Genomic DNA, 21,463 nt, shown 5'->3' on the forward strand with positions numbered 1-21,463 from the left:
CCGAATTCTTCAAGGACCACCCCTCCGCGAGATCGGATAACTATAAGCCATCGGTTGCAGAGTTCCAGCCGGGTCTGGAATTCTTCCACGGAGGCCGATTGACATAACTGGTTATATCCAGTTCTATAAATGAAAGCGATCAGAATAAAAATATCGAATACGCTCGCTCCAGAGGTTTCAGATCAACAGGGGAACGACCATATGCTGAACCGTACATTTGCCTTAAGCCTCTCCGTGCTGGCGCTTTTCGCCGGCGGGGCGGCCCGCGCTGAAACCGTTTCGGTGTTCTGCGCCTCGACCGAATATGACCTCTGCATGAAGGCGGCCGACGCTTGGAAAACCAAGACCGGCAATGAGGCCAAGATCAACAAGATGCCGGCTTTGCTCGACGATGCGATCCCGCTTTACCAGCAACTGCTGGCCGCCAAGTCGACCGATGTCGACGTGCTGTTCCTCGACGTGATCTGGCTCGGCATGTTCAAGGCCAACCTGCTCGACCTGTCGACGCTGGTGCCGAAGGCAAGCCAGGACATGCATTTCGAATCGACCCTTGGCGCCGCCAAGCTCGACGACAAGCTGGTCGCCATGCCGGCCTATATGGATGTCGGCCTGATGTTCTACCGCAAGGATCTGCTGGAGAAATACGGCAAGACGCCGCCGAAGACCTGGGCCGAGCTGACGGCGACCGCCAAGGAAATCCAGGACGCCGAACGCGGTGCCGGCAAACCGGACATGTGGGGCTATGCCTGGCAGGCCAAGAGCTTCGAGGGCCTGACCTGCGACGCGATCGAACTGATCAGCTCGAATGGCGGCGGCAATATCATCGCCGACGACGGCAAGGTGACGATCGACAATCCGGCCGCCGCCGAAGCGATCACCATGGCCAAGGGCTGGATCGGCACCATCAGCCCGGAGGGCGTGCTGAACTATGACGAGGAAGCCTCGCGCGCCGTCTTCGAATCCGGCAATGCCGTCTTCCACCGCAACTGGCCTTACGTCTGGGCGACATCCCATGCCGAGGGCAGCGCCGTCGTCGACAAGGTCGGCATGATGCCGCTGCCGGTCGGCAAGGCTGGCGAAAAATCGTCCGGCTGCCTCGGCCCGATGTATTATGGCGTGTCGAAATACAGCAGCAAGCCGGAAGCCGCCGCCAGCTTCGTCGATTTCGTCACCGGTCCTGAGATGCAGAAGATGCGCGCCGTGGATGCCGCCTACAATCCGTCGATCCCGGCGCTTTACAGCGATGCCGACGTGCTGACCAAGATCCCGTTCCTCAAGGACAACCGCCAGGCCTTCTCCGACAGCGCCAGCCGCCCGTCCGGTTATACCGGCACCAGCTATAACCGCGTCTCGCAGGCCTTCTACCGCACCGTCCACGACATGCTGTCGGGCGGCACCGAGGTGGAACCAGGCCTGAAGGACCTCGCCGCCAAGCTCGAAAAACTCAAAGAAAGCCGCTGATCCCAAGCCGAAGCGGCAGCCTCTCAATGGTTGCCGCCGCCTCTATCCCATCCGACATGTCTTTGTCGGATGGGACTTTTGCAGTCTTACAAGATCCGGGATCCCCATGGCATCGGTCACGCTTTCCTCCGTCTCCAAGAGCTACGGACACCACGACGTCATCCGTGAGGTCGATCTGCACATTGATGACGGAGAATTCGTCGTGTTCGTCGGCCCGTCCGGTTGCGGAAAATCGACGCTGCTGCGCATCATCGCCGGCCTGGTTCCCGCTTCCAAAGGCCAAGTGCAGATCGATGGCGAGGAGGTCACCGACGTGCCCGCCTCCAAGCGCGGCGTCGCCTTCGTCTTCCAGTCCTATGCGCTCTATCCCCATATGAGCGTCGCCCGCAATATCGGCTTTGCGCTGGAAACCATGCGGCTTGGCAAACAGGCGATCACCGACAAGGTCGGCGCGGTGGCGCGCATGCTGAAGGTCGACCACCTGCTCGATCGCCGCCCCAAGGAATTGTCCGGCGGCCAGCGCCAGCGGGTCGCCATCGGCCGGGCGCTGGTGCGCGAGCCGGAGCTTTTCCTGTTCGACGAGCCGCTGTCGAACCTCGATTCCGACCTGCGCATGGAAATGCGCATCGAAATCGCCCGCCTGCATGAGGACATCAAGACCACCATGGTCTATGTCACCCACGACCAGGCCGAAGCCATGACGCTGGCCGACCGCATCGTCGTCCTCAACCACGGCCGCATCGAGCAGGTCGGCACACCGCTGGAGCTTTATCACCGACCCGTCAACCGCTTCGTCGCCGGCTTCATCGGCAGCCCGCGCATGAATTTCGCCGAGCTTGACCCTGTCGTCTCCGGCCAGGCGCTGCAAGGTCCGGGCAGCCTCGATCTGCCCTTCGACCTGATTTCCGGCGCGCAGACACCCGCCTCCGTTGGCGTTCGCCCGGAGGCGTTGACCATCGTGCCGGAGGGCCAGGGCCGCATGACCGGCATCCTGGAGCGCATCGAGGATCTCGGCCACGAACATTTCGCCTATATCCGCTTTGATCCGACAACCATCTGGGTTGTTCGCGTTGCCGGCCGGCCGCCTTACGACCGCAAGAACCATGCGGTGGGCCTTGCCTTTGCCGATGCCGATATCTTCCTGTTCGACACGGACAGCCGGCGCATCGACACGGTGGCGCGGGAGATCGGCGCATGAGTGTCCGGCTCGCCCGGCGCGAGCATCGTGCCGCCTGGCTGTTTCTGACGCCGCTGATCATCGTATTGCTGATGGTCGCCGTCTGGCCGCTCGGTCGCACCTTCTTCTTCAGCTTCACCGACGCCTATCTCGATGATCCCTCCGTCTACGATCTGATCGGCTTTGCCAATTTCGTTGAGGTGTTGCGCGACCCCAACTGGTGGGCTGCGGTCCGGAACACGCTGGTCTTTGCCGTCATCTCGGTTGTCATCGAAACGCTGCTCGGCCTCGGCATCGCCCTTTTGCTGAACGAGGCCATTCCCGGCCGCGGCATGCTGCGCGCCGCCATTCTTGTGCCCTGGGCCATTCCGGTGGTGGTGGCCACCAAGATCTGGGAATGGATGCTCAACGACCAGTTCGGCGTGTTCAACAAGATGCTGATGTCGCTCGGGCTCATCGATCACGGCATCGCCTGGACGGCCAGCAGTTCGCTGATCATGGGCGTGGTGATCTTCATCGACGTCTGGATGACGACGCCGTTCATGGTGCTGCTGATCCTGGCCGGCCTTCAGACCATTCCCGGCGAGATGATGGAAGCCGCCGAAGTCGACGGCATTCCAGCCTGGAAACGGTTCTGGTCGATCACCCTTCCCCTGTTACGGCCGGCGATCGGCGTTGCGGTTCTGTTTCGGGCGCTCGATGCCGTGCGCATGTTCGACCTTGCCTATGTGCTGGCCGCCAGCAACCAGAATGTCATGACGGTGTCGATCTATGCCCGCGACCGGCTGATCAGCTTCCAGGAACTGGGCGTCGGTTCGGCCGCCTCGACCTGGGTCTTCCTGCTGGTCGCCCTGGTCGCCATCGTCCTCATCGGCGCGCTGCGCCTTGATCGCTCGACGGGAGAATGACCATGGCAACCGTCGTCTCCGCCCGTCCCAAGCGCCGCACGTCTGCCAGCTACCGGCTGCAGCGCCGCGTGCGCAAGGGCCTGCTCGGCCTGCTCATTCTGGTCGTGTTGGGCTACACGCTGTTTCCCTATTACTGGGCGATCGTCTCCTCCACCAAGCAGGGGGCGGAGCTTTACACCACCGCCTTCCTGCCGGCGCTGAATTTCACCTATTACCGGCAGCTGCTCGACAATCCGGTGTTCATGGGTTCGCTGCTGAACTCGGCCTTCGTCGCCACCTCGACCACGGCCCTGTCGCTGATCCTCGGCATCAGCGCGGCCTATGCGCTCGGCCGCATCGAGTTTCCGCAGCGCCGGCTGGTGCTGATGGCGATCCTGATGATCTCGATCTTCCCGCAGGTGGCGGTGCTGTCCGGCATGTTCGAGCTGGTCAACTGGCTTGGCCTCTACAACCGGCCAAGCGCCCTGGTGCTAACCTATCTGCTGTCGACGGTACCCTTCACCACCTGGATCCTCACCACCTTCATCCGGGAGTTTCCGAAAGAGTTGGAGGAAGCGGCGCTGATCGACGGCTGCTCGCATTTCCGCATTCTCACCCATATCCTGCTGCCGCTCATGGGGCCGTCGCTGGCCAGCACCGGCATTCTCGCCTTCATCCTCGCCTGGAACGAGTTTCTGTTTGCGCTGACCTTCATGCTGACGGATGAGAACAAGACCGTGCCGGTGGCGATCGGCCTGATTGCCGGCACCAGCCGTTACGAATATCCATTCGGGCAGATCATGGCGGCCTCCGTCACCGTGACGCTGCCGCTGATCGTCATCGTGCTGATCTTTCAGCGCCGGATCGTCGCGGGCCTCACGGCCGGCGCGGTCAAAGGATAAGATTCAAGGGAGTTTTCACCATGGACATGCTCGTCAACCTCTACGACCTCGCGCCCGACGCCGCTCTCGACCAGAAGATGGCCGATGAAGGCGTCACCATCCGCCGCGCCCTGCCGCCGGAACTGCACACCATTGCCAATTGGATCGGCCCGCGCTTCGGCCAGGGCTGGGTGAGCGAGGCGACCGTTGCGATGATGCGCCAGCCGGTGTCGCTGCTGGTGGCGGTCAAGAACGGCGAAGTGCTGGGTTTTGCCTGCTACGATGCGACGGCGCGCGGCTTTTTCGGCCCGACCGGCGTCGATGAGGCCATGCGCGGCAAGGGCATCGGCCATGCGCTGCTGCTGAAGACGATGCTTGCCATGTACGACCAAGGCTACGGCTACGGCGTGATCGGCGGCGCCGGCCCGACCGGCTTCTACAAGCGCGCCGTCGGTGCCGTTGTCATCGAAGGCTCAGAAGAAGGCATCTACAAGGGCATGCTGAACGCCGCCCACGCCACCGGCATCACCTATAGTTGACGGATCGAGTCATGAGGCCGCAACTTTCATTGCGGCCTTGAAGGCCTGCACGGTTTCCCTATCCGTCTGCCGCGCATCGGCGGAGAGAAACCCCAGCTCGACCAGTCGCGCCTCGGCCGCATGCACAGGCGCGCCGCACGAGGCATGCAGTTCGGTAATGCCGGGCACCGACAGAAACGTGCCCGCCATGTCCGGCTTCAGCCCGCCGCCGGGCATGACCGACAGCCGGGAGCCGGCCGCAGCTGCGACGGCGCGCAGCGTGTCCAACCCGGCAAATGCGGTCTTCTGGCCACCCGATGTGAGGATGCGGCGGAAGCCGAGACCGATCGCCACCTCCAGCGCCTCCAGCGGCTCCGGCACCAGATCGAAGGCGCGGTGCAGGGTTAGCCCCAGGCCATCCGCTGCGCTAATCAGCTCGCCCAGCACTGCCTCGTCCAATCTTCCGTCCTGCCGCGAGGCGCCGATGACGACGCCGGCGAGACCCTCTTGGCGGGCGGCGGCAATATCGTCGCGCATGATGGCGACATCGCTGGCGTCGAAGACAAAACTGCCGGCGCGCGGCCGGATCAGCGCATAGACCGGAATGCGGGCACGGGCCGCCAGCGCCATGAAACCGCGGGTCGGGGTCAGCCCGCCGACCGAGAGCGCCGAGCAAAGCTCGATCCGATCGGCGCCGCCTTCGATGGCGGCGGCAAGGCCTGCCGCATCGTCGACGCAGACTTCCAGCAGCGTTGTCTTGTCCGATCCGGAAGTGTCCATGGTCGCCTTCCTTTAAGTCTACATGCGGCGTTTCAGCGGGCCATCCAGGGCCAGCACGAGCAGCGTGCCGGAGAGACCGGCGAGCGCGCCGAGGATCGCCGTGCCGGAATAATCGCTTATTCCCGTCCCGAGTGCAAAAAGCAACGAACTGAGGCCACCGGACAGGAAGATATTGACGGCAATCAGCGAACTGCCAAGGCCTGCCCGCTCGGCGATCAGGTCCTGCAGATAGGTGATCGGCACGCTAATGATGGCAGCCGCTCCAAGGCCGGAGACCAGCGTCAACGCATAGACATGGGCCGGCGTCTGGGCAAAGCCGAGCAATAGCAGATAGACCGCATAGATGCCGCCGCCGCAGGCGAGCGTAATGACCGGCGTCGACCGGCGCTCGAACCATCCCCAGAACAGGATGAAGACGATTTCGAGCAGCGCGACGATGCCGACCACCACGCCGACATCGGCGACCGTGCCGCCGGCATTGCCGGTGATGACCAGCGGCAGGACCGCGCTGTTGACATGCAGCATCGCGGAAATCAGCGCGATGGCGAAGACACGGACCAGCACGGCGCGTGAGCCGATTTCCTTCAGCGAGGCGAGAAACGCGTAATTGCCACGGTTTTCGGGAGGCACTTCCGTCTTCGGCAGAAAGAAGAAGAACAGCAGGAAGCAGACGCAAGCCGAGAGACTTGCCAGCAGGAAGGCCGGCAGCATGCTGGTGCGGCTGGCGAGGAAAAAGCCGACGAGGCCCGGCACCAGCACCCAGGACAGCGATATGGTGGCCCGCACGGCGGAATTGACCGCGATCAGGTCGCGCACCGCCATGCCCTTGGAACTGGCGCGGACATTGGCAAAGATCAGCGAGTTCAGCGCGCCGAAGACCGGGATCAGCAGCAGCGTCGAGGCCACGAAAACGCCGGCAGTCGGAACCGCATAGGTCAGGCCAAAGCCGGTGATCCCGAACAGGCTGGCAAACAGCATGGGGGCGCGATAGCTGCCGAGCCGGTCGGAAAAAATGCCGATCAGGACGCTCGCCGACACGTTGATCACGGCCGATGCCAGGATCAGCGCCGAATAGAGGGCGTCGCTGAGGCCCAGTTCGGTGATGCCGATGATCGACAGATAGGGCGATGTCGCAGCGCCGGAAAACCCGAAAAAGAAGATCGCAATCGCACTGACCCGGATCGGCGGGTTTCGATAGACGGTCGAGAGCGTGGACAACATGGGGCTACGGCTTGAAAAAGAGAAAGGCGCCTCTCGGTCGAGAAGCGCCGGTCGCGGAAATAGGAGCTGCGGATCAGTCCGCCTTCCAGCGGCTGGAAAGATAGGCAGTCGGTGTATAGCCGAAATCCTTTGCAAAAGGATAGATCGGTTGCAGGCGGCGTTTGCTCGGCAATGCCTCGATATCCTGGTTGATGACGCCATCGGTCAGCGCCATCAGGTTCGGATTGGCGATCGGCTGCAATTCCGGCGAAAGATAACCGGACTTGACCACCAGCAGACGGACCTTTGCCGGATCGATGCCGAGCCGGGTGAAATCGGCCACGGCGTGATAGGGACGGCGTTTGGCGGCGAGAATGACGATCACCTCGCCAATGCCGATCACGGCCTGCCGGTCGGCAGGCAGGCCTGGATCGTCGAGCCGAATGACGGTTGCCATCACCTCGACAGAAGGGCTGGCCGGATCGAGACCGCCGCCGACCTTGAGCGGCAGAACCGCACCCTCGCCGGCCTCGAAACACCGGTCCACCGCCGCCGGATCGGTAATGCCGCCCAGCACCGCATCGTGCCAATCCCGCGCGATCAGAGCCTTCAGCACATCGGCCCGGTCGCCCACGCCGCCACCGGTCGGATTGTCGCCGGAATCGGCCAGGATCACCGGCCGGGTCTCGGTCTTCTCGGCAATGTCGAGCATCGCCTCGAGCGGCCCTGTCACCGGACCGAACAGGAAGTCGGCCCGCGCCTCCCAATAGGACTGCGCAATGGTTTCGGCGGCCCGACGCGCGGCGGACGCGTCCGTGCCCGTGACGACGGCGCAGGCCGTCCCACGCGGCTCATCGGCCCAGACATAGCCGACCATCAGATTGGCATCCCAGATGCCGGGCAGCTGATCGTGCTGCGGCAGTCGGAGATAGAGGCTTTTCGCCGGCTCGTCCTCGGTCGAGGTCCGCTCGCCCGGCAGCAGCACCGGGATCGGCGCCCAGGCGACAACAGGTTTTTCGCCGGTCCTCAAAGTCTTCAGCAGCATCTCCCAGGCGCGCACCATGGTGTCGCGCACGTCGATATGGGGCGCGGTGCGATAGCCGGCAAAAATGTCGAGCTGGTCGACGATGCGCTGCGTTACGTTGCCATGCAGGTCATAGCTGGCGGCCACCGGGCAATCGGGGCCGACCACGGCGCGGGCGGCGGAAATCCAGTCGCCCTCGGCATCGTCCATGCCCTCGACATTCATCGCGCCATGCATGGCGAGATAGAGCCCGTCAATCGGCAGGCTGGCCTTCAGCAGTTGTAGGAACTCTTCCTTGAAGCCTTCATAGGCGACACGCGACACCGGACCGCCCGGCACGGCGCGCGCATGCAGCAATGGCAGCGGCTCGACGTCGGCGGCGCCGAGAAAGCTGAAATAGTCGGCACCGAGCAGAGCGGCGCCGCGCAGGACGCGGAAGTCTTCGGTTTTCATCAGCACCGGCGACGAGGTGCTGCATTCGGTGTGGATGCCACCGACAGCGATGCGGAAGGTCATGGTGCCCTCCTCAAAAACGCGGGTTGAGGCCGACGATGGCGGCAAAGCGCAGCCAGTCCTTATCGGCCCTGGGCGTCCAGGCAGCCTCGGCGATGGCTGGAAGACGCGGGAAGACCAGATGGTTGAAATAGTCGCGATTGAGGAAATGCTCGGTCCAGATACAGGCCTGGACGCCTTTCATGCGATCTTTCAGTTCCTCCGGGAAATCGCCAACCGCCTCATAGGCATAGGTATGAGCCGGCGGCACGGTGCCTGCCCAGCTGGCGCCGGGTTCCTGCCATTCGGTGGCCTGCACCATGTCGAGGTAATAGGCCTGGCCGGGAGTCATCACCACGTCATAGCCCTGTTTCGCAAGTTCAAGGCCGACTTCCGGCTTCTGCCAGGCCATCAGCAGCGTGCCGTCCGGATCGACACCACCGCCATGGGAGACTTCGTCCCAGCCGGCGAGGCTGCGGCCGCGCTCGGCCAGCATCTGCTGGATGCGCTTCATGAAATAGCTCTGCAGCCCGAAGGTGCCCTCGATACCCTGCTCCTCCATCAGCTTGCGCGCCAGCGGCGAGGCCATCCAGGTATTGCCGGCCACTTCGTCGCCGCCGATATGCAGCAACTTCGACGGGAACAGCTCGACCATTTCATCGAAGACCTTGCCGAGGAATTCATAGGTGCGTTCGATGGCCGGGTTGAGCGCATTGTTGGGAAATCCCTGCACGGAGCGATAGCTGTCGGGCGCTTCCTGGCCATCGACCAGATCGGGCAATGCCACCAGCGCTGCCGTGCTGTGGCCGGGAATGTCGATTTCGGGAACGATCTCGACGCTGAGCGCCGTCGCATGGGCAACGATCGCCCGAACCTCATCCTGGCTGTAAAAGCCGGTGACGAGTTCGGCGCCATTGCCCAGCTGCGGCAGAAGCGGTCCGTCCGGTCCGCGGGTCGCACCAATGCTGGTCAGTTGCGGATAGGCCTTGATTTCCAGGCGCCAGGCCTCGTCATCGGTCAGGTGCCAATGGAAGGTGTTGAGGCGCAGCCAGGCCATGATGTCGATCAGCCGGGTGACGTCGTTGACCGGATAGAACTGCCGCGACACATCGAGATGGCAACCGCGCCAGCCATAGCGCGGCGCATCGCTGATGCTGCCGGAGATCGGGAAGCGGAATTTGGCCGCATCGATCCGCGCGCCGTACAGCAGCTGCGCCAGCACCGTCAGCGCATATTGGCGGCCGGCAGCGGCACTATAGTGGACGACAATGTCGTCCGCGGAAAAGTCCAGGCGATAGGCTTCCGTGGCAAGGACAGCATCCCGAACGAAGCGCAAGGCCCGGCCCTCATGCACCGGTACCAGCGAAAACGGCACATGGCCGACCATGAACAGGCGACGGAACAGCGAGATCACGGCATCGAGTGCCTTCAGATCTTCGGCAGACGTGCCGGCGACGGGATAGAGTGCCACGGGAAAGGTATCGCCGGCCACCAGTGACAGCTCGGCCGGCCAGGGCTGAATGGCGAAGGGCTGGTCGAGCCGGCCTTCCGGCAACAGATCAGGCGCCGGCTCGCTATGACGGCCGTCCAGCATCAGGTCGCCGACCGCGGCATCCCGGTGGCTGCCGTCGGACAGCGTCACATAGGCCGATTTGGCGCCATCGGTGCGGTGCTTGGCCGGGCGCAGCAACCCATCGACCGTAAAGCGCCAGCTGCCGCCCGGCGCCAGCTCGAAACCGGCCGGCGGGGCAAATTCGTGGAAATTGGCATTGCGCCTGAGATAGACGGCATTGCCGCAGACCGGGCTGTCATTGGTGCGGGTCAGCGAGGTGTAGACCAGTTTGAAGCCCTTGATCGGCGCGTTCGACAGATTGATCAGCGTGAAGATAAAACCGCCATTGGCATCACCCTCGATCGGGTGCCATGCGTTTTCGAGACGGAAATCAAGTGGTGCCATGATGGTTCCCCTGGCTTATCGTTGGATCAATAATGGTCGGATTGCGAAAAGGTATGGGCGAGCTCGGCCTGCCCGGCCGTCAGCCCGCAATCGACCGGCAGGCAGACGCCGGTGATGGCGGCGGCCTGGTCGCCGGATAGAAAGAAGACGGCATTGGCGACGTCATTGGCCGTGGCGATGCGGCGCAGCGCGTACCAGCGCTTGACCTCTTCAAAGACCTGCGGATTGGCCGCCGCCCGCGCTTCCCAGGCCTGGGTGCGCACCGTGCCCGGCGCCACCGCATTGCAGCGAATGCCGAACTTGCCGTATTCCACAGCGATGAGCTTCGTCAGATGCACGAGACCGGCTTTGGCGGCGCTATAGGCCGGATGGCCGAACACCGCCATGCCATTGACGGAGGCGATATTGATCACCGAGCCTTGCACGGCCTTGAGGCTGCCTTCGAGCGCCCGGAAGCACAGGAATGCCGCCTCGAGATTGAGCGCCGTGTCGGCCCGCCAGATCTCCGGCGTCGTATCGTGAAGACTGACGGCCCGCGCCGCGCCGGCATTGTTGACCAGCGTCGTGACGGCGCCTTGCGCCATGGCAAATGCCGCCATGGCCGTGACGCTGGCCGCATCGGTGACGTCGCATTGCACGGCGATAAACCGCTCGGTATCGCCCAGACCGGCCGCAGCCGTCTGCGCCGCCGCAAGATCGATGTCGACCAGCAGCACAAGATCATGGCTGTCGGCCAACCGGGCGGCAATCGCCCGGCCGATATCCCCGGCAGCGCCGGTCACCACCGCCACCGAGCGGCTCATCGGACGTTGATCCGGAAAGGGGTTGGGCGCGGCGCCAAGGTCAGTCTCCCAGCAGCTGTCGGTCGTCACCGTCGCGGTGCTCGACCAGTTGTTGTTTGATATGGCGAAGGGTCACGGTCGATTGGGTGCGGTTGCGATAGGCGACCAGGCTTGCCACCACATCGACCAGGGCCAGATAGGCAAAGCGCGTCGAGGTCGGACGGAAGATATTGTCGCCTTCGGGAAGATCGATGCCGATCACCAGTTCGGCGGCCTTTGCCACGATGCTATCGCTCTGGGTGAGCGCCACCGTGGTGATGCCGGCCTCGCGCGCCAGGTTGAAACTGCGCACCAGTTCGGCATTGCGGCCCGAAAAGGACGAGCCGATGATGACATCCTTGGGCCGGGCGGCGGCCGTCATCATCAGTTGCATGCTGTGGTCGCTGCTGACGGTCACCCTTGAGCCGAGCCGAAACAGCCGGTTCTGGATTTCCGACGCGATCATCGAGGAATTGCCGCCCGAGCCAAAGGCATAGATCATCTCGGCTTTCGACAGCTTTTCGGCAACCCGGTCGAGCATGCCGGGATCGATGGCCCGGTGCATCAGGAACAGCGCGTTCTGCGCCTTGGTGATGATGTCGCTGGCCACATCGGCCGGCTCGGTGCTCTTGGCCTCCGGATTGAGATAGCGCACGCCGACATAGGCGGTTTTCGCCAGTTGCACCTTGAAATCGGAAAAGCTCTGGCAGCCGACCCGGCGGCAGAAGCGTGTCACGGTCGGCGGCGACACCTCGGCCCGCTCGGCTAGCTCGATGATCGAGGCATTGACCGCGAAATCGAAGTCGTTGAGCAGGATATCGGCAATGCGCTGCTCGGAGGGCGAGAGCTGTGCCCGCTCTTCCTGTAAGGTCGCAAAGATATCCATGCCCGCCTCCTTAGCCGACCCTCAAGCCTTGGGTTTGTAGGCGATGCAGTCGATCTCGACCTTGCAATCGACCATCATCGAGGCCTGGACGCAGGCGCGGGCCGGCGGATGCTCGCCGAAATAGCCCTGATAGATGCGGTTGAAGCTCCAGAAATCGCGGGGATCATCGATCCATACGCCGCAGCGCACGACATGCTCGACGCCGTAGCCGGCTTCGTGCAGAATGGCGATCAGATTGCCGATGGCCTTGTGGCTCTGCTCGACAATGCCACCTGCAATGATCTCGCCATCCTCCATGGCGACCTGACCTGAAACGTGGAGCCAGCCATCGGCTTCCACAGCCCGTGCGAACGGCAATCTCTGTCCACCCGCACCCGCCTTTTCGGCACCATATCGCTTGATCGTCATCGGCCATCCATGCAAATTATTTTCTTTATTCGTTGACAGATCACCATGGAAAAGCGATTTTGACCAGCGAAAAACCGCTTTCATGAAAAGAATTTAAATATCGGCGAGGTTTGATGCGCGATCCCTTCCAGAATCCCTTCCCGTCCAGCGACAGCGCGCGCCATGCCATCTGGGAGATGCTGGTGCCGCGCGATATCGATGCCTTCCTGGCTGCAGACTGGTCGATGGTCGAGGACGATTTCGTGGCCGACGGCTTTATCGGCGTGAGCGGCAACCGCGATCCGAACCCCGACAACTGGCGCCTCGCCTTTCCCAATCTGACCGCCTATCGCGACGAATGGCTGACCCAGGCCCGGGATTTTGCCGCCGGCAGCTATGGCGAGGATCCGCGCAACGCCATCTTCACCACGACAACGCTGGAAGAGATCGAGATCTCCGGTGAGACCGCCCTGGTGCGCAAGAAGTTCATGGGCGGCATCAAAAAGGCCGATGGCAGCCTCGACCCCATGCAATGGCAGACGCTCTATTACTGCCGCCTGCACGAGGGGCGATGGAAGATCGCCGGCTTCACCGGCTATCTGCCCAATCCGATGGGGCAGGCCTGAGGAATAGCTGGAGCCTGACGAATCGGGCAAAGTCGAATGGACTTAAGAATCAAGGCGAAGCCATTGCGCATTTTTACAGCCGCTCTTGCGACGGAAACCAACACCTTCTCGCCGATCTGCATCGACCGGCGGGGTTTCGAAGGCTCGCTGTATGCGCCGCCGGGAGAACATCCGGCAACGCCGACACTCTGCACGGCGCCGATCACCGTCGGGCGCAAAGTGGCGGCCCAGAAGGGTTGGACGCTGATCGAGGGTACCGCAGCCTGGGCCGATCCGGCCGGCCTCGTCAACCGCCAGGCCTATGAGGGCCTGCGCGACGAGATCCTCGACCAGTTGCGGGCCGCCCTTCCCGTCAATGCCGTGGTGCTTGGCCTGCATGGCGCCATGGTGGCCGACGGCTACGAGGATGCCGAAGGCGATTTCCTGACCCGTGTGCGCGACATCATCGGTCCCGACGTGCTGCTGTGCGCCGAACTCGATCCCCATAGCCATCTGACCGAAAAGCGGGTTGCGGTGACCGATTTCTTCGTGGTGTTCAAGGAATTCCCGCATACCGACTTCGTCGACCGCGCCGAAGACCTCTGGCGCATCGCCGTCGACACGCTCGAGGGCCGCATCACACCGGTCATGTCGGTGTTCGATTGCCGGATGATCGACGTCTTCCCGACCTCGCGCGAGCCGATGCGGTCTTTCGTCGACAGGTTGATGACGATCGAGGCCAGCGATCCCGACGTGCTGTCCCTGTCGGTCATTCATGGCTTCATGGCCGGCGACGTGCCGGAGCTTGGCACCAAGATGATCGCCATCACCAATGGCAAGCCGGAAAAAGGCGCGCATCTGGCCCGCGAACTGGGGCTTGAGCTCTATTCCAAGCGGGGCACGTTCCGCATGCCGGAGATCGACGAGAAAGAGGCGGTTGCCCGCGCCATGAGGGCGACAGCCGGCCCGGTCGTCATCGCCGACATGTGGGACAATCCCGGCGGCGGAACGGCGGGTGACGCCACCGTGGTGCTGGCCGAGCTGATGGCCCGCGGCGCCACCCATGTCGCGGTCGGCACAATCTGGGATCCGATTGCCGTGCAGATCTGCATGGCCGCCGGCGAAGGCGCCGAGATCGCCCTGCGCTTCGGCGCCAAATCGGCGCCCGGCACCGGCAATCCGATCGATGCGCGGGTTAAGATCATCCGTGTCGTCCCCGATGCCACGATGCAGTTCGGCGAGAGCTTTGCCGAATTCGGCCCGGCCGCCCATATCCGCTTCGACGGCATCGACGTCATCCTCAACACGATCCGCGTGCAGAGCTATGACCCATCGCTGTTCAGCGTCATGGGCATCGATCCAACCGCCAAGCATATCCTGGTGGTCAAATCGACCAACCATTTCCACGCGGCCTTTTCGAAGATCGCCTCGGACATCCTTTACTGTTCGGCGGGATCGCCTTATCCGAACGATCCGGCCACCAATCCCTATCGTCGCGCTCGGCGGGATATCTGGCCGATGATGGAAAATCCCCATGGCAGCGAGGCAGCATAATGGAACGACCAATCGTTAAACCTGGCGACACGATCCTGTCGCTGTCGACGCCCCTGCCGCTGATCGACGAGGCCCGCATGGCGGCCAATATCGCCCGTGTCCAGACCTATATGGACGGCCATGGCCTTGCCTTCCGGCCGCATATCAAGACCCACAAGATCCCGGCACTGGCAGCACAACAGGTGGCAGCCGGTGCAAAAGGCATCAACTGCCAGAAGATCACCGAAGCGGACGTCTTTGCCGATGCCGGCTTCGAAGACCTGCTGATCACCTTCAATATTCTGGGGCCGGAAAAACTCGAACGGCTCGTGGCCCTCAACGAGCGGATCTCGGGCCTGAAAGTCGTGGCCGACAGCGCGGCGACCGTCAGCGGCCTTTCCGCACAGTTCGCCAGCCACAAGCCGCTGACCGTGCTGGTCGAATGCGACACCGGCGGCGGGCGTTGCGGCGTACAGACGCCGGATGCCGCCGTCACGCTGGCGCAGAGTATTGTCGCGGCCGACGGGCTCGTCTTCGGCGGATTGCTGACTTATCCGAAGGCCAATTCCGAAGCCGCCGTCGAGGCCTTCTTTGCCGGCACAATCGCCGCGCTGGCGGACAAAGGCATCGCCTGCCCGATCGTCAGCAATGGCGGAACCCCCAGCCTGTTTTCGGCCCATCTCGTGCCGTCCGCCACCGAACACCGGGCCGGCACCTATATCTACAACGACCGTTCCATGGAGCGGGCCGGCCATTGCTCACTTGACGATTGCGCCATGCATATCCTGGCGACCGTCGTCTCCCGCCCGACCGCCGACCGCGCCATTCTCGACGCCGGCTCGAAGGCGCTGACCTCCGACCTGCTCGGCTTCAGCGACCATGGCATGATCGTCGATTATCCCGATGCCGTGATCACCGGGCTCTCGGAAGAGCATGGCACGGTGGACCTGTCGAAATGCAGAGGATCGCGGCCGGAGATCGGCGAAAAGGTGCGCATCGTCCCCAACCATACCTGCGTCGTGTCCAACCTGTTCGACACGATGACCTTCCATCGCGACGGCATCGTCACCCGCGTCGAGAGCGTGGCAGCCCGCGGGTTGGTGTGGTGAACTGAAGGAGCGCTCGCGTCCCGAGAACAGGCTGTCGATCGGACGGCTTAGGACCCCTGCCCTCGTCACCCCACCAAAGCCGCCAGCGGTTCGATGGCGGTCAGTTCGACGCGGCGCTCAAGTGCGATGCCTTGTGCATCGAACAGGTGGCAGTCGGAGGCCTTGACGCCGGTCACCAGTGCCGTATCGACCTTGGCAGGCGCCGAGCCTGACAGCAGCGCGCAATAAGGCTCGCCGGTCGGTAGGGCGGCATAGGCGATGGTGTTGATCCCCAGACGCTCGATCACCGAGGGAATGACGGTGATGTTAAGATCGCCGCTGCCAAGCACCGTATGTTCCGGGCGGATGCCGAGCGTCAAGGGCTGGCCGACGAGATCGGCGCGCGGCTCGACGGGGATCAGCACGGACTGGCCGTCGAAGCTGATGGTCACGCCCTCGGGACCGGCGGCCGTGCAGGTCACGGGCAGGAAATTCATCTTCGGATTGCCGATGAAGCCGGCCACGAACAGATTGGCAGGCTTGTGATAAAGCTCCAGCGGCGCCCCGACCTGGGCGATATCGCCGCCATTCAGCACGACGATGCGGTCGGCCATGGTCATGGCCTCGACCTGGTCATGGGTGACGTAGATCATCGTCGCTTCGAGATCGCGGTGCAGCTTGGTCAGCTCGATACGCATGTCGGCGCGCAGCGCCGCATCGAGGTTGGACAGCGGTTCATCGAACAGGAAGATTTCCGGTTCGCGCACGATGGCCCGGCCAATGGCGACGCGCTGGCGCTGGCCGCCCGACAGCATGCCGGGACGCTGCTCCAGGCGCTGGTCGAGCTTCAGGATTTTGGCGACCCCTTCGACCTTCTCCTTCAGTCTGTCTTCCGGCATCTTTTCGACGCGCAGCGGAAAGGCGATGTTCTCGAACACCGTCATATGCGGATAAAGGGCATAGGACTGGAAGACCATGGCAATGCCGCGCTTGACCGGCGGCAAATGATTGACCCGGTTGCCGTCGATGACGATGTCGCCTTCGGACACATCGTCGAGACCGGCGATCATCCTCAGAAGCGTCGACTTGCCGCAACCGGACGGGCCGACGAAGACGATGAATTCGCCATCCTTGATGTCGAGCGTCACACCTTTGATGACCTCGAAATGTCCGTAGAACTTGCGGACCTTGTTGAGATAGAGCTGACCCAAGACGTCTGTCTCCCGGCAATCGCGGCAACGATCGGCCTCACTGGAATGATGGAAAAAGGGCCGCGGACCCGATAAGGTCCGCGGCTGCAATTTAAAGGCCTACTTGTATTCTTCGATGGCGGCAGATGCCTTCTTCAGGGCCTCCTCCGGTGTCGCCTTGTCGGTGACGACCGACTGCACCATCTCGATCATGGCATTCTGGAAGCCCTTGTAGTCCTTGAACAGGGGTTCCGGACCACCAAAGGCGATCCCGTCGATGAACGGCTTCCACGACGGATCGGCTTTCACGAATTCGTCGACCTTGGCAGACGGACGCAGCGGGGTCAGGCCGGCGCCGCCCTGCAGCTCATATTCGCCCTGCGGACCCGGCGAGGTGATGTACTTGGCGAATTCTGCCGCCTTTTCCTCGACGCCGGTGCCCTTGAAGATCGCCAGGCTGTCGGTGATCAGCAGCGTGCCTTCACCCTTGGCCGAAGGGCCGAGCGGCAGGGCTGCGACACCCCAGTTGATCTTGGTATCCTTCAGGCGGGCAGCGGCACCCGAACCGGCCTGGATCATGCCGACCTTGCCGTCGAGGAAGATGGCGCGGATTTCGTTCTGCTCATAAGCGGTCGCCCCTTCGACGGAATAAGGCGTGATGTCTTTATAGGCCTGCAGGGCGGCCAGCACTTCCGGGCTGTCCATGACGATCTTGTCGCCATCGATGACCTTGCCATTGTTGGTGTAAACCCAGTGCATGAACTGGTGCATGGTATTGTCGAAGGTCTTGGCCGGCAGGCCGTAACCGGCAATGCCGGTCTTTTCCTTGATCGCCTTGGCATAGGCGATTTCGTCAGCCCAGGTCTTCGGCGGGGTTTCCGGGTCGAGGCCGGCCTGCTTGAACAGGTCCTTGTTCCAGTAAAGGGCCTTGGTCGAGAAAGCGACCGGAACGCCCCACTGGTTGTCGTCGAAGGTGACGGTATCGACGATGTTCGGATAATAGCTCGCCTTCTCTTCCTCGGTCATCGGCACGGGACCGATCAGGTCGTTCTCGGCGAATTCCTTCAGGGTACGCGAGCCGACATAGGCCATGCCGACCGGATTGCCGGCGGCGGCAAGGGTGGTCGCCTTGTCCTGGCACTGTTCCCAGCCGACGACTTCAGGCTTGATCTTCCAGCCGGCGTTCTGGCCTTCCCATTCCTTGATGTATTTCTCGTGGATCGGGTCGATCTTGTCGCCGCAATAGATCCAGCTGATTTCCTGGTCGGCGGCGGCAGCAACCGTGGCGGTCATCGTGCCGAGGGCGGTAGAGCCGAGCAAGGCCAGGGCGAAAAGCCCCGTCTTGAAATGAATGGTCATGTTTAAGCTCCCGTTTTTTCTCTGGTGGTTGACGTTTATTGTTTCACCGCGCCGGCGGTGAGCCCGCTGACGAGATAGCGTTGCAGGAAGAAGATCGCGATCACGGCCGGCGCGATGCCGACGAAGCTGGCGGCCATGAGTTCGTTCCAGATCACTTCCTGGCGGCCGAAATACGCAAACAGCCCGACCGGCAGCGGCGCATATTCGGTTTTGGAATTGAAGGTCAGCGCATAGATGAATTGCTGGGCATAGGACTCGATGAAGGACGAGATGGCCACCACCACGATGCCGGGCATGGCAATCGGAATGATGACCCGGCGCAGCGTGTAGAAATAGCTGGCGCCATCGACATGGGCCGCCTCGTCGAGTTCGCGCGGGATGCGCCGCATATAGGCCAGCAGCAGCCAGATCCCGGTCGGAATGATGAAGGCGACGCCCGGCACGATCATCGCCAGATAGGTGTTGAGCACGCCCATCGAACGCATCAGCCGGAAGAGCGGGATCAAAAGCACGGCACCGGAAAACATCTTGACCGCCAGAAAGGCCCCCAACAGCAGGCCCGCGCCGCGAAACTCGAAGCGGGCAAAGGCATAGGCGGCGGGAACGACGAGCACCAGCACGATGATCGTCACGATCGACGAGATGAAGAACGAGTTGAAGATGTAGCGCGCAAAGCCCGGCACGCTCACCCACATGGTGCGATAGGCCTCGAAGGAGCCGTTTTGCGGAATGAAGCGATAGGGCGAGGAAAACAGTTGGGCGAGCGGTTTCAACGACACCAGGAATCCTTCGACGAAGGGCGCCAGAATGAAGGTCAGGAACACCAGGATGCCGGCATAGATGCCGATCAGTTCGTACCAGGTGTAGCGGTTGATCAGAACGGCGGGTTCTCTCATCACTTGTCTCCGGCGGAAAGGCGGCTGGTCACGCGGAAGTAGCAGACGCAGAAGATCGACAGGAAGATGCAGATCAGCACGGCGCGGGCGGCCCCTTCGCCATATTTGTTGGAGCCGATCGCGGTCCGGTAGGTGTCGATGATCATCGTCGTCGTCTCGCCGGTCGGACCGCCGCGGGTGAGGATCCAGATGATGTCGAAGGAATTGAAGGTCGAGATCAGCGACAGCATCGACATGGTGATCATCGACGGCAGAAGAAGCGGCAGCGTGATGCGGCGGAAGCGGTAGAAACGGCCGGCGCCATCCGTCCAGGCAGCCTCATAGAGATCCTGCGGGATCGCCTGCATGGCGGCCAGAAGATAGAGCGTCACCATCGGCACGCCGATCCACACATCGGTGATGACCGTCGCCCAGAAGGCCGTCGAGCCCTGCGCCAAGAAGGCGATCGGACTGTCGACCATGCCGAGGCGCTGCATCATGCCGGAAATCATGCCGAACTGGCCGTTGTACATCCAGCCCCACATGAAGATGCCGATCGCCATGGGCACGATCCACGGCGGCATGGTCAGCACGCGAAACAGCGCCCGGCCCGGGACGGCGGCATTGAGCATCGTCGCCCCAAATGTGCCGACCAGCATTTTGATGGAGACCGAGAAGAAGGTCCAGACGAAGGTGCGGATGATGACTTCGGCGAAGGTGGCGTTGAAGATTTTTGAGTAATTGGCCCAGCCGACCCAGTTCGTGGTCTTCTTCAGCGACGCATCGGTGAAGGAGAGAATGAAGGTATCGACCAGCGGATAGGCAACGATCGCCACGACATAGAGGAGGGCTGGCGCCAGCAGGATCCAGGCAAAGATGATGGCGCTTCTGCTGCCTCGCATCGCCCGCCCCCTTACGCGGATTTCGCCTGCGGGACGACGGCCGTCCCGTGCAGAGCGGCATCATACTGTTCCCAGACCGGCTTAAGGTCGACGACCTTGCGGCCGTGGCGGGCCTGGTCCATGGCCAGCGCCAGAATGCCCGCCTCCAGCGCATCGAGCGCCGAGACCGGCAGCGGCGCGCCCTTCATCACATGGGCCAGAACGTCTTCCGCCATCTGCTCGTCGGCCCCGTAATGGTGGGACAGCGCTGACGGGGCCGAATAGGTATTGGAGATCACCTTCTCATTGGTGCGGGCATTGTGCACGTCCATGAAGCCGCGCACGAAATCGCCTTCCGCCATGCCCTTGGAGCCGACGACGCAGAAGCGGCGGAACTGGTCGGGTACGTTCAGGTTGGTGTGGAAGGTCATTGACACGCCGTTGTCGTATTCGACGATCGCGGTCTGGTAGTCGATGATGTCGCCGTCGCTGTCGAACACCTTGTCGGAGCCCATCCAGCCGCTCGGCTTGCGATGGTAGACCTCCATGTCGTTGATGCCGTCATTGACCGGCGCGTTGGACGGCACGAAGCTCTTGCGGCCGCCGAAGCTTGCGACATAGCGCGGCCGCGTGCCGACGACGCCATTGTAGAGGTCGAGATCGTGGCAGCATTTCTCCAGCATGAAACTGCCGGAATAGTGCTCGTAGCGCCGCCAGTCGCGCATGAAGAAGGCGCCGTGATAGGGCTCGATATGCTCGGACGCCTCGATCGAGACGATTTCGCCGAGTTGGCCCTCGGCCTGCGCCTTCTTGAGGTCGCGATAGAGCGGCGAATAGCGCAGGACCAGGCCGACCAGCAGGCGGTCGTGGCCATGCTGGTGCAGCAAGGCGGCAAGGGCGAAACTTTCCTCGATCGACACGACGATCGGCTTCTCGGTAAACACCGTCAGACCGGCCTCCAGGCCGATGCGGATATGCTCGAGATGCAGGTGATTGGGAGAGCCGATCATCAAGAGATCGAAGGTCTCGCCGGTAATGAGCTCTTGCGGCGTGGCATAGGCCTTGCCAGCAGAGATACCGAGTTCGGTCAGGCCCGGCAGGCCGGCCGGCGCCGGATCGACATAGCCGACAATTTCGAAATCAGGATCGATGTCCTTCAGCACGCGACCAAGATAGCCGAGACGGAATCCGAGTCCGATAATGCCGACTTTCATTCTGCCAGTTCCCCATTTTTCGTAATTTATTTTCGCAGACTGTTGGAATTTTCAAACTTCGTCAACCGAAAATCCGAAATCAGCCGCACGCATGAAAACCATTTTCATAACTTCACGCAGATCGACCCAACATCAAGACCGAACGACCGGCATACGGCCTAAACCTTCAGCCACACCCAGAAACAATACCAAAAAAATGCCAATCGTCCAGAAAGATTCGTTAACACTCTAAAATTTTTTCAGACTG

The 21,463-nt window shown here is 62.4% G+C and carries 20 protein-coding genes; 8 read left to right on the forward strand and 12 right to left on the reverse strand.

The window, feature by feature from the left end:
- Positions 1-201: 201 nt before the first annotated feature.
- The 5 genes from HGO38_RS11510 to HGO38_RS11530 all read left to right on the forward strand — a co-directional run bounded on the left by HGO38_RS11510 (position 202) and on the right by HGO38_RS11530 (position 4,945).
- Positions 202-1,461 carry an ABC transporter substrate-binding protein gene (locus HGO38_RS11510; protein WP_250956031.1) on the forward strand — a complete coding sequence of 420 codons (1,260 nt, stop codon included), beginning with the start codon at positions 202-204 and terminating at the stop codon, positions 1,459-1,461.
- 106 nt (positions 1,462-1,567) lie between these two features.
- Positions 1,568-2,659 (forward strand): ABC transporter ATP-binding protein, encoded by a 1,092-nt coding sequence (locus HGO38_RS11515; RefSeq protein WP_250956032.1) that lies wholly within the window; start codon positions 1,568-1,570, stop codon positions 2,657-2,659.
- Positions 2,656-3,546, forward strand: coding sequence for a carbohydrate ABC transporter permease (locus HGO38_RS11520; RefSeq protein ID WP_250956033.1), 891 nt, complete (start codon positions 2,656-2,658; stop codon positions 3,544-3,546). Before HGO38_RS11515 ends, HGO38_RS11520 begins: the two co-directional genes overlap by 4 nt.
- A gap of 2 nt (positions 3,547-3,548) precedes the next feature.
- The gene (locus HGO38_RS11525) at positions 3,549-4,427 is read left to right on the forward strand and encodes a carbohydrate ABC transporter permease (RefSeq protein ID WP_250956034.1); all 879 of its coding nucleotides are present in this window, start codon (positions 3,549-3,551) and stop codon (positions 4,425-4,427) included.
- A 20-nt stretch (positions 4,428-4,447) separates the two neighbouring features.
- Positions 4,448-4,945, forward strand: coding sequence for a GNAT family N-acetyltransferase (locus HGO38_RS11530; protein ID WP_250956035.1), 498 nt, complete (start codon positions 4,448-4,450; stop codon positions 4,943-4,945).
- A gap of 9 nt (positions 4,946-4,954) precedes the next feature.
- Here the strand turns inward: HGO38_RS11530 and HGO38_RS11535 are convergent, their stop codons facing one another.
- From HGO38_RS11535 to HGO38_RS11565, 7 genes are read right to left on the reverse strand one after another with little or no spacing between them, the layout of a single operon-like run.
- Positions 4,955-5,704 carry a copper homeostasis protein CutC gene (locus HGO38_RS11535; RefSeq protein WP_250956036.1) on the reverse strand — a complete coding sequence of 250 codons (750 nt, stop codon included), beginning with the start codon at positions 5,702-5,704 and terminating at the stop codon, positions 4,955-4,957.
- A gap of 18 nt (positions 5,705-5,722) precedes the next feature.
- Complete coding sequence (locus HGO38_RS11540; protein ID WP_352230470.1) at positions 5,723-7,060, reverse strand: MFS transporter; 1,338 nt, start codon at positions 7,058-7,060, stop codon at positions 5,723-5,725.
- Entirely contained in the window at positions 6,999-8,444 is a 1,446-nt protein-coding gene (locus tag HGO38_RS11545) for a M81 family metallopeptidase (protein WP_250956038.1), read from the reverse strand. The genes HGO38_RS11540 and HGO38_RS11545 overlap by 62 nt, the downstream gene beginning before the upstream one ends.
- A gap of 10 nt (positions 8,445-8,454) precedes the next feature.
- Entirely contained in the window at positions 8,455-10,377 is a 1,923-nt protein-coding gene (locus HGO38_RS11550) for a beta-N-acetylhexosaminidase (protein ID WP_250956039.1), read from the reverse strand.
- A 26-nt stretch (positions 10,378-10,403) separates the two neighbouring features.
- Positions 10,404-11,180, reverse strand: coding sequence for an SDR family oxidoreductase (locus HGO38_RS11555; RefSeq protein WP_250956040.1), 777 nt, complete (start codon positions 11,178-11,180; stop codon positions 10,404-10,406).
- A 40-nt stretch (positions 11,181-11,220) separates the two neighbouring features.
- Positions 11,221-12,084, reverse strand: a complete 864-nt coding sequence (locus HGO38_RS11560) for a MurR/RpiR family transcriptional regulator (protein WP_250956041.1) — start codon at positions 12,082-12,084, stop codon at positions 11,221-11,223.
- Positions 12,085-12,105: 21 nt separating this feature from the next.
- Positions 12,106-12,492 carry a RidA family protein gene (locus HGO38_RS11565; protein ID WP_250956042.1) on the reverse strand — a complete coding sequence of 129 codons (387 nt, stop codon included), beginning with the start codon at positions 12,490-12,492 and terminating at the stop codon, positions 12,106-12,108.
- Between the two features lie 113 nt (positions 12,493-12,605).
- Here HGO38_RS11565 and HGO38_RS11570 point away from each other — a divergent pair, with 113 nt between their 5' ends.
- From HGO38_RS11570 to HGO38_RS11580, 3 genes are all read left to right on the forward strand, one after another.
- Complete coding sequence (locus HGO38_RS11570; protein ID WP_250956043.1) at positions 12,606-13,097, forward strand: hypothetical protein; 492 nt, start codon at positions 12,606-12,608, stop codon at positions 13,095-13,097.
- A gap of 63 nt (positions 13,098-13,160) precedes the next feature.
- Positions 13,161-14,630 carry a M81 family metallopeptidase gene (locus HGO38_RS11575; protein ID WP_250956044.1) on the forward strand — a complete coding sequence of 490 codons (1,470 nt, stop codon included), beginning with the start codon at positions 13,161-13,163 and terminating at the stop codon, positions 14,628-14,630.
- Positions 14,630-15,718 carry a D-TA family PLP-dependent enzyme gene (locus tag HGO38_RS11580; protein WP_250956045.1) on the forward strand — a complete coding sequence of 363 codons (1,089 nt, stop codon included), beginning with the start codon at positions 14,630-14,632 and terminating at the stop codon, positions 15,716-15,718. Before HGO38_RS11575 ends, HGO38_RS11580 begins: the two co-directional genes overlap by 1 nt.
- 65 nt (positions 15,719-15,783) lie before the next feature.
- On the opposite strand, the gene HGO38_RS11585 is transcribed toward HGO38_RS11580, so the two are convergent.
- From HGO38_RS11585 to HGO38_RS11605, 5 genes are all read right to left on the reverse strand, one after another.
- Positions 15,784-16,908, reverse strand: a complete 1,125-nt coding sequence (locus HGO38_RS11585) for an ABC transporter ATP-binding protein (protein WP_284739398.1) — start codon at positions 16,906-16,908, stop codon at positions 15,784-15,786.
- A 99-nt stretch (positions 16,909-17,007) separates the two neighbouring features.
- Positions 17,008-18,246, reverse strand: a complete 1,239-nt coding sequence (locus tag HGO38_RS11590) for an ABC transporter substrate-binding protein (protein ID WP_250956046.1) — start codon at positions 18,244-18,246, stop codon at positions 17,008-17,010.
- Between the two features lie 35 nt (positions 18,247-18,281).
- Positions 18,282-19,142, reverse strand: coding sequence for a carbohydrate ABC transporter permease (locus tag HGO38_RS11595; RefSeq protein ID WP_250956047.1), 861 nt, complete (start codon positions 19,140-19,142; stop codon positions 18,282-18,284).
- Positions 19,142-20,023: a carbohydrate ABC transporter permease gene (locus tag HGO38_RS11600; RefSeq protein ID WP_250956048.1), complete on the reverse strand. Its 882-nt coding sequence runs from the start codon at positions 20,021-20,023 to the stop codon at positions 19,142-19,144. Before HGO38_RS11600 ends, HGO38_RS11595 begins: the two co-directional genes overlap by 1 nt.
- Positions 20,024-20,034: 11 nt before the next feature.
- Positions 20,035-21,216: a Gfo/Idh/MocA family protein gene (locus tag HGO38_RS11605; RefSeq protein ID WP_250956049.1), complete on the reverse strand. Its 1,182-nt coding sequence runs from the start codon at positions 21,214-21,216 to the stop codon at positions 20,035-20,037.
- Positions 21,217-21,463 lie beyond the last annotated feature (247 nt).

This window comes from Rhizobium sp. CG5 (genome assembly GCF_023701945.1).
Taxonomy (GTDB): Bacteria; Pseudomonadota; Alphaproteobacteria; order Rhizobiales; family Rhizobiaceae; genus Allorhizobium.

What these genes read in the sequence shown, in the direction of transcription:
- HGO38_RS11510 (WP_250956031.1), top strand. Translation starts at nt 202, where the DNA reads ATGCTGAACCGTACATTTGCCTTAAGCCTCTCCGTGCTGGCGCTTTTC.
- HGO38_RS11515 (WP_250956032.1), top strand. Translation starts at nt 1,568, where the DNA reads ATGGCATCGGTCACGCTTTCCTCCGTCTCCAAGAGCTACGGACACCAC.
- HGO38_RS11520 (WP_250956033.1), top strand. Translation starts at nt 2,656, where the DNA reads ATGAGTGTCCGGCTCGCCCGGCGCGAGCATCGTGCCGCCTGGCTGTTT.
- HGO38_RS11525 (WP_250956034.1), top strand. Translation starts at nt 3,549, where the DNA reads ATGGCAACCGTCGTCTCCGCCCGTCCCAAGCGCCGCACGTCTGCCAGC.
- HGO38_RS11530 (WP_250956035.1), top strand. Translation starts at nt 4,448, where the DNA reads ATGGACATGCTCGTCAACCTCTACGACCTCGCGCCCGACGCCGCTCTC.
- HGO38_RS11535 (WP_250956036.1), bottom strand. Translation starts at nt 5,704, where the DNA reads ATGGACACTTCCGGATCGGACAAGACAACGCTGCTGGAAGTCTGCGTC.
- HGO38_RS11545 (WP_250956038.1), bottom strand. Translation starts at nt 8,444, where the DNA reads ATGACCTTCCGCATCGCTGTCGGTGGCATCCACACCGAATGCAGCACC.
- HGO38_RS11550 (WP_250956039.1), bottom strand. Translation starts at nt 10,377, where the DNA reads ATGGCACCACTTGATTTCCGTCTCGAAAACGCATGGCACCCGATCGAG.
- HGO38_RS11555 (WP_250956040.1), bottom strand. Translation starts at nt 11,180, where the DNA reads ATGAGCCGCTCGGTGGCGGTGGTGACCGGCGCTGCCGGGGATATCGGC.
- HGO38_RS11560 (WP_250956041.1), bottom strand. Translation starts at nt 12,084, where the DNA reads ATGGATATCTTTGCGACCTTACAGGAAGAGCGGGCACAGCTCTCGCCC.
- HGO38_RS11565 (WP_250956042.1), bottom strand. Translation starts at nt 12,492, where the DNA reads ATGACGATCAAGCGATATGGTGCCGAAAAGGCGGGTGCGGGTGGACAG.
- HGO38_RS11570 (WP_250956043.1), top strand. Translation starts at nt 12,606, where the DNA reads ATGCGCGATCCCTTCCAGAATCCCTTCCCGTCCAGCGACAGCGCGCGC.
- HGO38_RS11580 (WP_250956045.1), top strand. Translation starts at nt 14,630, where the DNA reads ATGGAACGACCAATCGTTAAACCTGGCGACACGATCCTGTCGCTGTCG.
- HGO38_RS11590 (WP_250956046.1), bottom strand. Translation starts at nt 18,246, where the DNA reads ATGACCATTCATTTCAAGACGGGGCTTTTCGCCCTGGCCTTGCTCGGC.
- HGO38_RS11595 (WP_250956047.1), bottom strand. Translation starts at nt 19,142, where the DNA reads ATGAGAGAACCCGCCGTTCTGATCAACCGCTACACCTGGTACGAACTG.
- HGO38_RS11600 (WP_250956048.1), bottom strand. Translation starts at nt 20,023, where the DNA reads ATGCGAGGCAGCAGAAGCGCCATCATCTTTGCCTGGATCCTGCTGGCG.
- HGO38_RS11605 (WP_250956049.1), bottom strand. Translation starts at nt 21,216, where the DNA reads ATGAAAGTCGGCATTATCGGACTCGGATTCCGTCTCGGCTATCTTGGT.